General features: G+C 73.5%; 13 protein-coding genes and 1 pseudogene. 7 read left to right on the top strand and 7 right to left on the bottom strand.

What is annotated here, in order from left to right; genetic code table 11:
- Nucleotides 1–56: 56 nt before the first annotated feature.
- Nucleotides 57–1001 carry a Ppx/GppA phosphatase family protein gene (locus SM577_RS04810; protein WP_302920838.1) on the bottom strand — a complete coding sequence of 315 codons (945 nt, stop codon included), beginning with the start codon at nucleotides 999–1001 and terminating at the stop codon, nucleotides 57–59.
- A 74-nt stretch (nucleotides 1002–1075) separates the two neighbouring features.
- Between SM577_RS04810 and SM577_RS04805 the strand changes: the two genes are divergently transcribed.
- The 3 genes from SM577_RS04805 to SM577_RS04795 are packed head-to-tail and all read left to right on the top strand — an operon-like array spanning nucleotide 1076 to nucleotide 2516.
- Nucleotides 1076–1885, top strand: a complete 810-nt coding sequence (locus SM577_RS04805; protein ID WP_302920837.1) for a DUF3109 family protein — start codon at nucleotides 1076–1078, stop codon at nucleotides 1883–1885.
- 44 nt (nucleotides 1886–1929) lie between these two features.
- Nucleotides 1930–2130, top strand: coding sequence for a ribbon-helix-helix domain-containing protein (locus SM577_RS04800; RefSeq protein ID WP_474586376.1), 201 nt, complete (start codon nucleotides 1930–1932; stop codon nucleotides 2128–2130).
- A complete protein-coding gene (locus SM577_RS04795; protein WP_474586375.1) occupies nucleotides 2127–2516 on the top strand; it encodes a type II toxin-antitoxin system death-on-curing family toxin in 390 nt (129 codons plus the stop codon). The genes SM577_RS04800 and SM577_RS04795 overlap by 4 nt, the downstream gene beginning before the upstream one ends.
- A 70-nt stretch (nucleotides 2517–2586) precedes the next feature.
- Here the strand turns inward: SM577_RS04795 and SM577_RS04790 are convergent, their stop codons facing one another.
- Together SM577_RS04790 and SM577_RS04785 are read right to left on the bottom strand one after the other, a co-directional pair.
- Nucleotides 2587–3270, bottom strand: a complete 684-nt coding sequence (locus tag SM577_RS04790; RefSeq protein WP_302920834.1) for a response regulator transcription factor — start codon at nucleotides 3268–3270, stop codon at nucleotides 2587–2589.
- A gap of 23 nt (nucleotides 3271–3293) precedes the next feature.
- Nucleotides 3294–4580: an ATP-binding protein gene (locus SM577_RS04785; protein ID WP_474582319.1), complete on the bottom strand. Its 1287-nt coding sequence runs from the start codon at nucleotides 4578–4580 to the stop codon at nucleotides 3294–3296.
- A gap of 198 nt (nucleotides 4581–4778) precedes the next feature.
- Between SM577_RS04785 and phoU the strand changes: the two genes are divergently transcribed.
- Entirely contained in the window at nucleotides 4779–5432 is a 654-nt protein-coding gene (gene phoU, locus SM577_RS04780) for a phosphate signaling complex protein PhoU (protein WP_302920832.1), read from the top strand.
- Nucleotides 5433–5477: 45 nt separating this feature from the next.
- Here phoU and SM577_RS04775 read toward each other — a convergent pair whose 3' ends face one another.
- The gene (locus SM577_RS04775; RefSeq protein ID WP_302920831.1) at nucleotides 5478–6245 is read right to left on the bottom strand and encodes a phosphoglyceromutase; all 768 of its coding nucleotides are present in this window, start codon (nucleotides 6243–6245) and stop codon (nucleotides 5478–5480) included.
- A gap of 150 nt (nucleotides 6246–6395) precedes the next feature.
- Between SM577_RS04775 and SM577_RS04770 the strand changes: the two genes are divergently transcribed.
- Together SM577_RS04770 and SM577_RS04765 are read left to right on the top strand one after the other, a co-directional pair.
- Nucleotides 6396–7841: an MDR family MFS transporter gene (locus SM577_RS04770; RefSeq protein ID WP_474582321.1), complete on the top strand. Its 1446-nt coding sequence runs from the start codon at nucleotides 6396–6398 to the stop codon at nucleotides 7839–7841.
- Between the two features lie 81 nt (nucleotides 7842–7922).
- Complete coding sequence (locus SM577_RS04765; protein ID WP_474586374.1) at nucleotides 7923–9305, top strand: MFS transporter; 1383 nt, start codon at nucleotides 7923–7925, stop codon at nucleotides 9303–9305.
- A 439-nt stretch (nucleotides 9306–9744) separates the two neighbouring features.
- On the opposite strand, the pseudogene SM577_RS04760 reads toward SM577_RS04765, so the two are convergent.
- A pseudogene (locus tag SM577_RS04760) lies at nucleotides 9745–10122 on the bottom strand (hypothetical protein); the annotation flags it as partial.
- On the opposite strand from SM577_RS04760, the gene SM577_RS04755 reads away from it, so the two are divergent.
- Nucleotides 10016–11005: a hypothetical protein gene (locus SM577_RS04755; protein WP_474586454.1), complete on the top strand. Its 990-nt coding sequence runs from the start codon at nucleotides 10016–10018 to the stop codon at nucleotides 11003–11005. The pseudogene SM577_RS04760 and the gene SM577_RS04755 sit on opposite strands and share 107 nt — an antisense overlap.
- Before the next feature lie 85 nt (nucleotides 11006–11090).
- Here SM577_RS04755 and SM577_RS04750 read toward each other — a convergent pair whose 3' ends face one another.
- Together SM577_RS04750 and mshA are read right to left on the bottom strand one after the other, a co-directional pair.
- Nucleotides 11091–11690 (bottom strand): type III secretion system chaperone family protein, encoded by a 600-nt coding sequence (locus SM577_RS04750; protein WP_474586373.1) that lies wholly within the window; start codon nucleotides 11688–11690, stop codon nucleotides 11091–11093.
- Nucleotides 11691–11859: 169 nt separating this feature from the next.
- On the bottom strand, nucleotides 11860–13221 hold the full coding sequence (gene mshA / locus SM577_RS04745; RefSeq protein WP_474586372.1) for a D-inositol-3-phosphate glycosyltransferase: 1362 nt from the start codon (nucleotides 13219–13221) through the stop codon (nucleotides 11860–11862).
- Nucleotides 13222–13334: the final 113 nt, after the last annotated feature.

Here is a 13334-nt window from a genome sequence, read left to right as displayed (position 1 = left end):
CGCGGTGACGGCATCGTGACGAGCAGCCGCAAACCGGTGCCAACCGCTCGGGCGGATCACGCCGGGTCGAGCTGGTCCAGGCGGCGCAGGATCACGCCCTCGCGCAGCGCCCAGGGGCAGATGTCCAGCGCGTCCACGTCCAGCCGGCGCATCACCGCCTCGGCGACCACCGCACCGGCCAGCAACTGGTGTGCCCGGCCGGCGCTGACCCCGTCGAGTTCGACCAGTTGGGCCGGCGGGATGTGCCGGATGAAGCCGAGCACCTGCCGCAGCCCGGCCCGGGTCAGCCGGCGGCGGGCCCAGAGCCCGGCGCCGGACGGGGCCGCGCCGGCCAGCCGGGCCAGGGTGCGGAACGTCTTCGAGGTGGCCACCGGCCGCTCCCAGCCCACCTCGGTCATCCGCTTCACCACCGGGTCGAGCAGCCCGTCGACGTACGCCCGCAGCTCGTCCACCCGCTCGGCCGGGGGCGGGGCGGCACTGTCCGGGGTGGTGCCGAGCCGGTCGCGGGTCAGCCGGCCCGCGCCGAGCGGCAGCGACTCCGCGACGTCCGGCTCCTCGTCGATGCCGGCCGCCAGCTCCAGCGAGCCGCCGCCGATGTCCAGCACCAGCAGCCGCCCGGCCGACCAGCCGAACCAGCGCCGGACGGCGAGGAAGGTCAGCCGTGCCTCGTCCGCGCCGGAGAGCACCGCCAGCCGTACGCCCGTCTCGTCGCGGACCCGGGCCAGCACCTCCGGCGCGTTGGTGGCGTCCCGGACGGCGGAGGTGGCGAACGCGAGCAGGTCGTCGGTCTCCAGGCCGGCGGCCGCCGCCTTGGCCATGCCGACCGCTTTGACCAGGCCGTCCGCGCCCGCCTCGGTGAGCGCGCCGTCCGGGCCGATCTGCTCGGCGAGGCGCAGCACCACCTTCTCCGAGTGCGCCGGCCACGGGTGCGCGCCGTGATGGGCGTCGACCACCAGCAGGTGCACCGTGTTGGAACCCACGTCGAGGACACCCAGTCGCATGCTGTCGACCCTAGGGCCAACTCGTTTGCGCGGCTCGGCGGCCCGCGAGCGGCACCGCGCGTACGCTGGGCCGGGTGACAGGGCAGATCGAACTCCGCGTGCTGGTGGACGACCCGGCGGACCCGCGCAGTCGCGAGGTGCCGCTGGACTTCCCCCGGGAGTGGGTCGAGTTCGCCGACCCGGCCGACGAACAGCACCTGATCCGGGCCGACCTCACCTGGCTGCTCTCCCGCTGGACGTGCGTGTTCGGCCGGGGCTGCCACGGCATCATCGCCGGCCGGTCCGCCGAGGGCTGCTGCTCGCACGGCGCGTTCTTCACCGACTCCGACGACGAGAAGCGGGTCCGCACGGCGGTCAAGCGGCTCACCCCGGCGACCTGGCAGCACTTCCGGCGCGGCTTCAAGCAGTGGACCGAGGAGGACACCGTCGACGGGAAGAACCCGGCCCGGCGGACCGCGACCCAGGGCCCGGACGGCCCCTGCGTCTTCCTCAACGACGCGGACTTCCCGGCCGGGGGCGGCTGCGCGCTGCACGCCCAGGCGCTGCGCGACGGGGTGCACCCGCTGGAGTACAAGCCGGACGTGTGCTGGCAGCTGCCGATCCGCCGGGACCAGGACTGGGTCAAGCGGCCGGACAACACCAAGGTGCTGGTCTCCACGCTGGCCGAGTTCGACCGGCGCGGCTGGGGCGCCGGCGGCCACGACCTGGACTGGTGGTGCACCTCCTCGACCGACGCGCACGTCGGCGCCGAGCCGATGTACGTCTCCTACGGCCCCGAGCTGACCGCGCTGATCGGCGCCCCCGCGTACGCCAAGCTGGCCGAACTCTGCGCGGCCCGGTCCCGCCAGGGCATGGTCGCCCCGCACCCCGCCGACCCCACCTGAACCGATCGCAGTGATCTTGGTAGCACGATTGCTACCATTGGGCCATGGCCATGACACTGCGACTCGACGAGGAACGCGAAGAGCGGCTCCGGCTGGTCGCCGAGGAGGAGGACCGGTCGATGCACGCGATCGTGGTCACCGCGATCGACGACTACCTCGCCCGGCGGAACGCCCAACGCTTCGAGGACCTGGCCGACGAGATCTTCGAGCGCCACGCCACGCTGCTGGCCCGACTGGCGGAATGATGCCGGACGAGGTCTACCACCCCACCCTGGCCGACGTCGCCCGGATCGCCCGCAAGATCGGTGCCGGCGTCCGGGACGCCGGGCTCATCGAGTCGGCCCTCGCCCGGCCCCGGACCAACGTCCTGGGCGCGGACGCCTATCCCGACCTGTGGACGAAGGCCGCCGCGCTGCTGCACTCGCTGGTCAACAGCCACCCGTTCGTCGATGGCAACACGCGGATGGGTTGGATCGTGGCGGTGACCTTCCTGGCCCAGAACCGCGCCATCTCCGCCGACGAGCTGCGCGGCGCCGACCTGGACGGGGCGTACGACGTCGTCATCGCGGTCGCCGACGGCCGACTGACCGAGGTCGACCAGATAGCGGACGCGCTCCGCAAGGTGTTCTGACCCCGGAGAGATCCTGGTACACAACGGCCCGAGGGCGGTTGACATACCAGGATCCCGCAGGCGTCGCGGATCAGGGCTCGAACTTGTAGCCGAGGCCGCGGACGGTGACGATGAAGCGCGGCGCCGACGGCTCCGGCTCGATCTTCGAGCGCAGCCGCTTCACGTGCACGTCCAGGGTCTTGGTGTCGCCGACGTAGTCGGCGCCCCAGACCCGGTCGATGAGCTGGCCCCGGGTGAGCACCCGGCCGGCGTTGCGCAGCAACAGCTCCAGCAGCTCGAACTCCTTCAGCGGCAGCTGCACCGGGGCGCCGTCGACGGTCACCACGTGCCGCTCGATGTCCATCCGCACCGGGCCCGCGGCCAGCGTCGGGGCGCCGGACTCGGCCACCTCGGCGCTCTGCCGGCGCAGCACCGCCCGGATCCGGGCGACCAGCTCACGCGGCGAGTACGGCTTGGTCACGTAGTCGTCGGCGCCGATCTCCAGACCGACCACCTTGTCGATCTCACTGTCCCGCGCGGTGACCATGATGATCGGCACGTGCGAGCGCTGCCGCAGCTGCCGGCACACCTCGGTGCCCGACATCTCGGGCAGCATCAGGTCGAGCAGCACGATGTCGGCGCCGGTCCGGTCGAACTCGGTGAGGGCGGTGGGCCCCGTCGCGGCGACGGAGACCTCGAAGCCCTCCTTGCGGAGCATGTACGACAGGGCGTCGGAGAACGACTCCTCGTCCTCGACCACCAGAACGCGGCTCAACGGGCTTTTCCTTTCCATTGCTGTCAGGCCTGCCGGAGCTCGGCCGGACCGGCCTCGATCCCAGCGGGTGGCAGTGTCGCCAGGAGGTCGTCCGGGGGACGGGCGGGCAGCCGCAGGGTGAACGTCGACCCACCACCAAGAGTGCTCGCCACCTCGACCCGTCCGCCATGGTTGCTCGCGATGTGTTTGACGATGGCCAGCCCGAGGCCGGTGCCGCCGGTGTCCCGGGAGCGCGCCTGGTCGGCCCGGTAGAACCGCTCGAAGATCCGGTCGACGTCGGTCGGGGCGATCCCGATGCCCTGGTCGGTGACGGCGATCTCCACGTGCTCGTCGTCGGCCCGGGTGGCGATCCGGACCGTGGTGTCCTCGCCCGAGTAGTTGATGGCGTTCTCCACCAGGTTCGACACCGCCGTGGCGAGTTGGGTGTCGCTGCCGTACACGGTCAGGCCCCGCTCGCCGGTGACCGCCACCTCGATGCGCCGGGCCGCGGCACTGGTGCGGGTGCGGTCGACCACCTCGGCGACCACCCAGTCCACCGCGACCGGCTCCGGCGGCGGCTGCGGCTCGGCGCCCTGCAACCGGGTGAGTTCCAGCAGCTCCTGCACCAGCCGGCCGAGCCGGGTCGACTCGTGCTGGATCCGCTCGGCGAAACGCCGGGCGGCGACCAGGTCCTCGGACAGGTCCGGCGCACCGGCGCCGGCCGGCTCGGTGGCGTCGAGCAGCGCCTCGGCGAGCAGCTGGAGGGCGCCGATCGGGGTCTTCAGCTCGTGGCTGACGTTTGCCACGAAGTCCCGCCGCACCCGGGCCAGCCGGTGCGACTCGGTCACGTCCACCGCCTCCACGGCGACGTGCCCGCCGCCGATCGCCATCGCCCGCAGGTGCACCCCGAGCGGGTTCTCCCCGGCGCTGTCGCGGCCGCGCGGCAGGTCCAGCTCGATCTCGCGCCGCACGCCGGTGCGGCGCACCTGGCCGGCGAGCGTACGGATCAACGGGTGGGCGACGACCGAACCGGGCGTGGCCCCGGTGCGCAGCAGCCCCATCGCCCGGGCGGCCGGGTTGACCCGGACGGGCTGGTCGTCCGCGTCCAGCACCACCACTCCGGCGCGGAGCGAGTCGATGGTCCGGCGGCCGAGCCCCGCCTGCTGGTCATCGGGTATCGCGAGCCTCCCCATGCCGAGGCGGCGGCCGGATCGGCCCGCCACCGAGGTGACCCGGGCGCGTACCGCCGGGACCATCACGACCAGCAGCAACCCGGCGGCCAGCCCGGCCACCAGGCCAACGACCACACCGAGGGTCACCGCCCATTCCACCCGGCGATCGTAGGGTCATTGTTAACCTGGGCATCGCCCATAACAGGACGAACCACCTTCACGTCCGGGAAAGTTCACCCCCGCGTCCGGCGTCGTTCACCCGGGTTCATCTGCGGTCCGCCCGGGCGACCTAGCCTGGCGGCGCACTGCCCATCCCGCGCCGGCCCGGCCGGCGGTCACCGATTCCAGGACGTGAAGATGCGCGACGAGTTCCGGGCTGACCTGCAGATCGTCAGCCAACTGCTGGTGGACATGGCGGAGGGGATCCGGGCCGCGATGCGGCAGGCCACCCGCGCCCTGCTCACCGCGGACCGCCGGGCCGCCGAGACGGTGATCGAGCGGGACGCCGAGATCGACGACCTCTACCGGCACGTCGAGGAGCGGGTCTGCGACCTGCTCGCCCGCCAGGCGCCGGTCGCCTCCGACCTGCGCGCCATGATCACGGCACTGCACGTCGCGGCCGACCTGGAGCGGATGGGCGACCTGGCCGACCACGTGGCCAAGACCGCGCTGCGGCGGCACCCGTCGCCGGCGGTGCCGGCCGAGCTGCGGCCGATCTTCACCGACATGGCCGCCATCGCCGACCGGATGGCCGAGAAGATCGCCTCGGTGCTGGCCAAGCCCGACGTGGCGGTCGCCGCCGAACTGGACCGCGTCGACGACGCCATGGACGACCTGCACCGCAGCCTGTTCGGCGTGCTGCTCGGCGAGGACTGGCCGTACGGGGTGGAGACCGCGATCGACGCCACCCTGCTCGGCCGCTTCTACGAGCGGTTCGCCGACCACGCGGTGAACACCGCCGAGCACGTGATCTACCTGATCACCGGCGAGACCGCGCCCTCGGCCAGCTGAGCCGCCACCCCGGGCCCCGGCCGGTCGGCCGGGGCCCGGTGGCGTTCAGCGGCCCTGGTTGGCCACCGCGGCGGCGGCCTCCTTGGCGGCCGTCGGGTCCAGGTAGGTGCCGCCCAGGGTGAGCGGGCGCAGGTGCGGGTCGAGGTCGTAGCGCAGCGGGATGCCGGTCGGGATGTTGAGCTTGGCGATCGCCTCGTCGGAGATCTGGTCCAGGTGCTTGACCAGCGCCCGCAGCGAGTTGCCGTGCGCGGCCACCAGCACCGTCCGGCCGGCCAGGATGTCCGGCACGATCGAGTCGTACCAGTAGGGCAGCATCCGCTCGACGACGTCCTTGAGGCACTCGGTGCGCGGCATCAGCTCGCTCGGCAGCAGCGCGTACCGCGGGTCGCCGACCTGGGACCACTCGTCGTCGTCGGCGATCGGCGGCGGCGGGGTGTCGTACGACCGGCGCCAGAGCATGAACTGCTCCTCGCCGTACTCGTCCAGCGTCTGCTTCTTGTTCTTGCCCTGCAACGCGCCGTAGTGGCGCTCGTTGAGCCGCCAGGACCGGCGGACCGCGATCCAGTGCCGGTCCGCGGCGCTCAGTGACAGCTCGGCGGTCCGGATCGCGCGCCGCAGCACACTGGTGTGCACCACGTCCGGCAGCAGGCCGTGCTCGCGCATCAGCTCGCCGCCGCGGCGCGCCTCGTTCTCGCCCTTCTCGGTGAGGTCGACGTCGACCCAGCCGGTGAAGAGGTTCTTGGCGTTCCAGTCGCTCTCGCCGTGCCGCAGCAGGACCAGCGTCCCGACGGTGGGCCCCTCGCTCGCAGTCATGCGGATCATCCTGCCGTACCCGGCGGTCGGACACGCGGCGACCGGTCGTGACGACCACCACGTGGAAAAGCCGATGACCGGCACTCCGCCCCGGCACTAGGTTGTAAGGCGTTTGTGATAGATCGGTCATTACCGAAGCGGGGGCGCCGGATGCGGACGGTACGAGGCTGGTTCAGGGACACGGCGGGCGGACTGCCGGGGCGGTTCTGGTACCTCTGGACCGGCACCCTGATCAACCGGCTCGGCTCGTTCGTGCTGGTGTTCCTGGCCATCTACCTCACCCAGGAGCGCGGCTTCTCCGCCTCGCAGGCCGGCCTGGTGATCGGGCTCTGGGGCGTCGGCGGCGCGGTCGGCACCACCGTCGGCGGCACCCTGACCGACCGCTGGGGACGCCGCCCCACCCTGCTCACCGCCCACCTGGGCGCGGCCACCATGATGCTCGCCCTCGGCTTCGCCCGGGACCTGTGGGCGGTGGCGCTCGGCGCGCTGCTGCTCGGCCTGTTCGCCGAGGCGGCCCGGCCGGCGTTCGGCGCGATGATGATCGACGTGGTGCCGGCCAAAGACCGGCTGCGCGCCTTCTCCCTGAACTACTGGGCGATCAACCTCGGCTTCGCCTGCGCCGCGGTGCTCGCCGGCCTCGCCGCCCAGGCCGGCTACCTGCTGCTCTTCGTGGTCGACGCGATCACCACGCTGGTCACCGCGCTGATCATCTTCGTCAAGGTGGGCGAGACCGGGACCGGCATCACCGCCACGCCGGCACGCGCCAAGGGCCCCGCACCGGCCGGGGCGCTGCGCACCATCCTGGCCGACCGGGTCTTCCTGGGCTTCGTGGCGTTGAACCTGCTCGCCGCGCTGGTCTTCCTCCAGCACATCTCGATGCTGCCGATCGCGATGGGCGACTCCGGCCTGAGCCCCGCCACGTACGGCTCGGTGATCGCGCTCAACGGCGTGCTGATCGTGGTGGGACAGCTCTTCGTCCCCCGGCTGATCCGCGGCCGGAGCCGGTCGCACGTGCTCGCCCTGGCCTCGGTGGTGATGGGCGTCGGCTTCGGGCTGACCGCGTTCGCCGACACCGCCTGGTTGTACGGGATCACCGTGCTGATCTGGACGCTCGGCGAGATGCTCAACTCGCCGTCCAACGCCACCCTCATCGCCGAACTCTCGCCCGCCGCGCTGCGCGGCCGCTACCAGGGCGTCTTCTCCCTCTCCTGGCAGGCGGCCGGCGCGCTGGCCCCGATCCTCGGCGGCCTGGTCCGGGAGCAGGCCGGCAACGGCGCCCTCTGGCTCGGCTGCGCCGCGATCGGCGCCGTGGCGGCGGTGGCCCACCTGGTCTCCGGGCCGGCCCGGGAGCGGCGCGCCGCCGCGCTGCGGGCGGTCGCCGAGCAGGTCGTGCCGGTCACCGCCACCCGGACGCCGGTGCCCGAGGCGGCCGAGGCGGCGGCCACCGCCCCCGCCCTGCCGGTGACGCCGAACGCCACGACCGAGGTCTCCCCGCCTCCCGCCACCACCGACGGCGGCGCCGCGGCGGGTGCGGCCGGGCCGGGGACGGGTGGTCGGGGCCCGACCCGGTCGACCGAGTCGGCCGGGACGCGGTGACCAGCGACACGTGGCGCCCGACGGCCGGGGTCCCTACCGTCTGGACGAAACTGTTAGTTAACTGAACTGTACGGAGGACGCGTGCGGCCCCTGCGGCGCTGGCTGGACGACACCGCCGGCGGGTTGCCCGCCACCTTCTGGTACCTATGGGCCGGGCTGCTGATCAACCGGGCCGGCGCGTTCGCGATGCTCTTCCTGCCGCTCTACCTGACCGCGGCGCGGGGCGCGAGCGAGGCGGTGGCCGGCGTGGTGGTCGGCGCGTACGGGGCCGGCGGGGCGGCCGGGGTGCTGCTCGGCGGGGTGCTCGCCGACCGGTGGGGCCGGCGGTCCACGCTGCTCGCGGCCCACCTGGTCACCGCGGCCCTGATGGTGGCGCTGGCGTTCAGCCGTCACCTGGTGGTGATCGCGGTGCTCGCCGCGCTGGTCGGCGTCGTCCACTCGATGCCCAGCCCGGCGTTCGTCGCGGCGATCGTCGACGTGGTGCCCGAGCAGCGCCGCTCGCGCGCCTTCAACCTCCAGTTCTGGGCGTTCAACCTGGGCATGGCGGTGGCCTCGCTGCTGGCCGGCGTCCTCGCCGAGGCGAGCTTCGTCGCGCTCTTCCTGGTCGACGCGGCGGCCACCCTGCTGGCCGCCGCGGTGATCGCCTGGAAGGTCCCGGAGACCCTCCCGGGCCGCGCCGGCAGCGCCCGCCGCGCTCCGGTCGTGGACGGTTTCCGTTCCACCCGAACCGAAACCGTCCACGATCCGGGCCATGGAGCCCCGGCGACGGCGGCCGGCCGAGGCCGGGTCGGCCCGGACGGCGGGCCGGTGGGGCCGGGCCGACGCTCCCGTCGGCCCGGGCTGCGCACCGCGCTGACCGACCGGATCTTCCTGGTCTTCGTGGGCCTGACCTTCGTGCTGGCCGTACTGACCCTGCAGACCTCGACGATCATGCCGCTGGCCATGCGGTCGGACGGGCTCAGCCCGTCCGCGTACGGCGCGGTGGTGGCGCTCGGCGGGGTGCTGATCGTGCTCGGCCAGCTCTTCGTGCCCCGGTTGATCGAGCGGCACCGCAAGGACCACGTGCTGGCCGTCTCCACCGGGCTGCTCGCGCTCGGCTTCGGCGCCCTCGCCTTCGCCGACGACCTGGCGGTCTACCTGGGCGCCGCGGTGGTCTGGACGGTGGGCTCGATGCTGGCCGCGCCGCCGAACGCGCAGATCAACGCCGACCTCGCCCCGCCCGACCTGCGGGCCCGCTACCAGTCGGTCTTCTACCTGGCCTTCCCGGCCGCGTCGTTCGTGGCGCCCACCCTCGGCGGGGTGAGCCTGCAGTACCTCGGCGAGCGGCACTGGCTGGTCGTCGGCGGGCTGGGGCTGCTGGCCGCCGCCGGGCACCTCTGGGCCGGCCCGCCCCGGGAACGGCGGGTGGCCGCGCTGCGCCGGGCCACCGCCGAGCGCCCCGAGCCGGCCCTCACCGGCGGCTGACAACCGGACAGCCGACCGGTACGGAACGCAAAGCGCCCGCCACGACAGAGTCGTGACGGGCACCCGCACCGTATGACCGGCGGCGGCGGGCGGCACTCACCCCCGTAAGCGTCGCCCGCTCGCGCCGCCGGTCCAAACGAGTGGACACCGTCCCCCAACGATGTTGCTCCACTCGTCCCCTGCGCCTCGCCCGGTGCACGGATCTGATCGATCCGCCGCTCCCCCGAACGTTTCCAAGCGTGGCGCGGTGCAATAAAGTTAGTTCGCCCGGTTTACGGATTCAACCCGCTCCGGCTGTCTCGCCGGTCACACGGATCAGGTGGACCGCTTCGCCGGGCCTCGTCTCCAGGTCAACTGCGGATACCCGTCGGCAATTCCCGCAAACACCCCGGGCGCCGAAACTCGACGGACATCGCGCGCCGCCGCCCGGACCGCTCGCTCACCCGTCCTCCCGGTCCGGAGACTCGGTCCGGAAGAAGTTGCTCTGCCGGCCGTCGCGCAGCTGCTCCTGGTAGATCAGGTTCAGCTTGCGCAGGTCGAAGGTCTGGAACCACTCGTCCCAGGTGATCTCGCGGATCCGGCTGCTCTCCCGGTAGCCCGGGATGTTGAACGTCAGCACCCCGGCCCGGCCCTCCCGCTCGGTGCCGGCGATGGTGGCCGGCTTCGCGCCCCGTTCCTGCGCCCAGCGCTGGATCACCTCGTGGTTGCTGGTGACCAGGCTCCGCCCGGGGCGTTCCGGCCGGTCGGCGAGGGACGTGATCGGCTGGGACGAGGTGACGGACCGGGAACTGCTCCGCCCGGTACGGACCCCGCCACCCGCGGTCGGCGCCGGCATCCGCGTCGCCCCGGCCGTGGCCTTCTGGGCCGCGGGCGCCTTCTTCGCGGCCGTGGTGGTCCGCCCCGCCGCCGTGGTCTTCGCGGCTGTGGTCTTCGCTGCCGTGGTCTTCGCGGCCGTGGTCTTCCTCGCGGCGGGCGCCTTCTTCGCCGGCGCCTTCTTGGCCGCCGCGGTCGTCCGCCGCGCCGCCGTGGTCTTCTTCGCCGCCGGCGCCTTCTTCGCGGGTGCCTTCCTGGCCGGCGCCTTCTTGGCCGCCGCCGTGGTCCGCCGCGCCGCCGTGGTCTTCTTCGCCGCCGTGGTCCTCGTCGCGGCGGGCGCCTTCTTCGCGGGTGCCTTCTTGGCCGGCGCCTTCTTGGCCGCCGCCGTGGTCCGCCGGGCGGTCGCGGTCTTCTTCGCCGCGGTCGCGCCGGCCGCCTTCTTCGCGGGCGCCTTCTTCGCCGCCGTGGTCTTCTTCGCCGGCGCCTTCTTCGCCGCCGCCTTCTTCAGCGCGGCCTTCTTCGCCGGGGCGGTCTTGTTCGCCGGGGCGGCCTTGGCCCGGGCCGGTGCCGCCTTGCCGGCCGCCTTCTTCGTGGCCGCGGCGCGACCGGCCGCCGCCTTCGTGCCGGTGGCCCGGCCCGCCGGCCCGGTGCTCCGCCGGCCCGCTCCCCCGGCCGACCGCAGGGTCCGGACCAGGGTCTTCACCAGGTCCGGCTTGCGCAGTGCGGATACTCCGGAAACCCCGTGTCGGCGCAGCTGGCCGCGGAGGTCGTCGACCCGCATCCGGGAGATCTCCGACTCGGAGATCTCCGGGGTGTTCGGGGTCCGGTTACCCGCCTGCCGTTTCGTCCTGGTCGCAGTCCCGCCGCGACCTGAGCTGTTCCGCTGAGCCATGGGACGCTCACGCTCCTCGACAGTCCGTCTTCGGCACGCGGCGGGTCCCAAGTGCCGCACCGCGCGGTGCGGCATACCCCTCAGGACGGGTCCGAACCTCCACCCGTCGCATCGGTGCGCCCGGCACCGGAAACGGCGTTCCCGGAACCGCCCGGCCCGCCGGTGCCGGCACCGGCGGCACCGCCACCGGACGGCTCGAAGAGGTGCGCGAACGCCGCCAGGTTCGCGGTGGATTCGCCCCGCTTGACCCGCCACTCCCACTCCCGGCGGATCGAGCTGCCGAAGCCGATCTCCAGCATCGTGTCGAAGGACTCGTCGGCGTACGTCAGCACCGCGCCGAGCAGCCGGTCGAGCTCGTCCGCGTCGACCCCGGCCGGGTTGACCCGACCGGTCAGGTAGACGTCGCCGACCGCGTCGATGGAGAAGGACACTCCGTACATCCGGGCGTTGCGCTGCAACAGCCAGGCCCACAGCTCCTCGCGGCGCTCGTCCGGCTGGCGCATAACGAACGCCTCGATCCGCAGCGCGTGCTCGCCGACGATCAGGTTGCAGATGGTCTTGAGCTTGTGCGTGCCGGGCAGGGTGACCGCGTACGACCCCGGGCCGGTGGGCTCCCAGGCCAGCTCCCGCTCGTCGCAGACCGACTCGATCAGGGCTTCAAGATCGCTCTTTCCGCTCACCGGACCCACTCTACGGCCGCCCCGGCCAGCTCACCGGACGGGCGAGCCACCGCAGGCGTCACGGGCGCCCGGCCCGCCGCGCGCCGACACCAGGGCTACGACCCCGCGGCAACGGGCTCGACCGTGCACACCAACTTCGCGGCGCACCCACCCCGGGCGTGCGGCCGCGTCACCAGGAGCAGGAGAGGGCGGGGTCGCCGGCCAGTTCGGCGGCGAGCCGGGCCCGGTGCGCGGAGATCGCCTCGCCGTAGACGTCGAGCAGCCCGGCGACCGTCCGGTCCCAGGAGAAGTGGCGCGCGTGCCGCTCGGCGTTGCGGGACAGCTCCTCCCGGCGCAGCCGGTCGGGCAGCAGCCGGCCGAGCGCGGCGGCCCAGTCGGCCGGGTCGTGGCCGTCCACCAGCACCCCGCTGACCTGGTCCCGCACCGCCGTGACCAGGCCGCCGACGGCGGCCGCCAGCACCGGCGTACCGCAGGCCTGCGCCTCCAGGGCGACCAGGCCGAAGGACTCGTTGTACGACGGCACCGCGACCAGGTCCGCGGCCCGGTACAGGGCGGGCAGGTCGTCGCCGGTCTGCGGGGGCAGGAAGCGCACCCGGTCGGCGATGCCGAGCGAGCCGGCCAGTTCGATCAGCGCGGTGGGCCGGTCCAGGCCGCTGCCGCTCGGCCCGCCACAGACCACCACGGTCAGCTCGGCGGCCAGCTCCGGATCGCACTCGCGCAGCGCGGCGGCGGCCCGGACCAGCACGTCGGGCGCCTTCAGCGGCTGGATGCGGCCGACGAACGCCACCACGTACCCGGTGGCGGGCAGCCCGAGCCGGCGGCGGGCCGCGACCCGGGCCGCGTGCCGGTCCCGGGCCGGCCGGAACCGGGCCAGGTCGACCCCGGGCTCGACCACCGCGACCCGGGCCGGCTCGGCGTCGTACCGGTCGATCAGGTCGCGGGCCTCGACCCCGGTGTTGGCGACCAGCCGGTCGGCCTCAGCGACCACCTGCTCCTCGCCGATCACCCGGGCCTTGGGCTCCGGCCGGTCACCGGTCGCCAGCTGGGCGTTCTTGACCTTCGCGAGGGTGTGCGCGGTGTGCACCAGCGGCACCCCCCACCGTTCCTTGGCCAGCCAGCCGACCTGACCGGAGAGCCAGTAGTGGGAGTGGATGAGGTCGTACCAGCCCGGCGGCCGGGCGGCCTCGGCCCGGAGCACGCCGGCGCTGAAGGCGCAGAGCTGACCCGGCAGCTCCTCCTTGGTGAGCCCCTCCAGCGGACCGGAGATGACGTGCCGGACGTGCACGCCGGGCGCCATCTCGACGACCGGGGGCAGGTCTCCGGAGGTGGCCCGGGTGAAGATGTCCACCTCGACGTCCGCCTCGGCCAGCCGCCGGGCCACCTCGAGGATGTAGACGTTCATCCCGCCGGCGTCGCCGGTGCCGGGCTGGTGCAGGGGTGAGGTGTGCACCGAGAGGGTGGCGATCCGCCGGGGCCGCGGCCACGGCCGGGCACCTCGCTGCCGACCCACGCCGGTGTGCAATTCCGCCACGTCCGCTCCCTCTGTCACGGTTGATGCCGTCCCGCACGCCCGGCGCTTTTCGGACAACGTCCTCGCCGGATGTCATCTTCCCCATCGGGGATCGGTAATGCCCCGGGAGGCGG

It is taken from the genome of Micromonospora desertarenae (genome assembly GCF_056150265.1).
The sequence above is the reverse complement of the archived record's forward strand: the minus strand, read 5'-3'. Positions and strand labels throughout refer to the sequence as shown.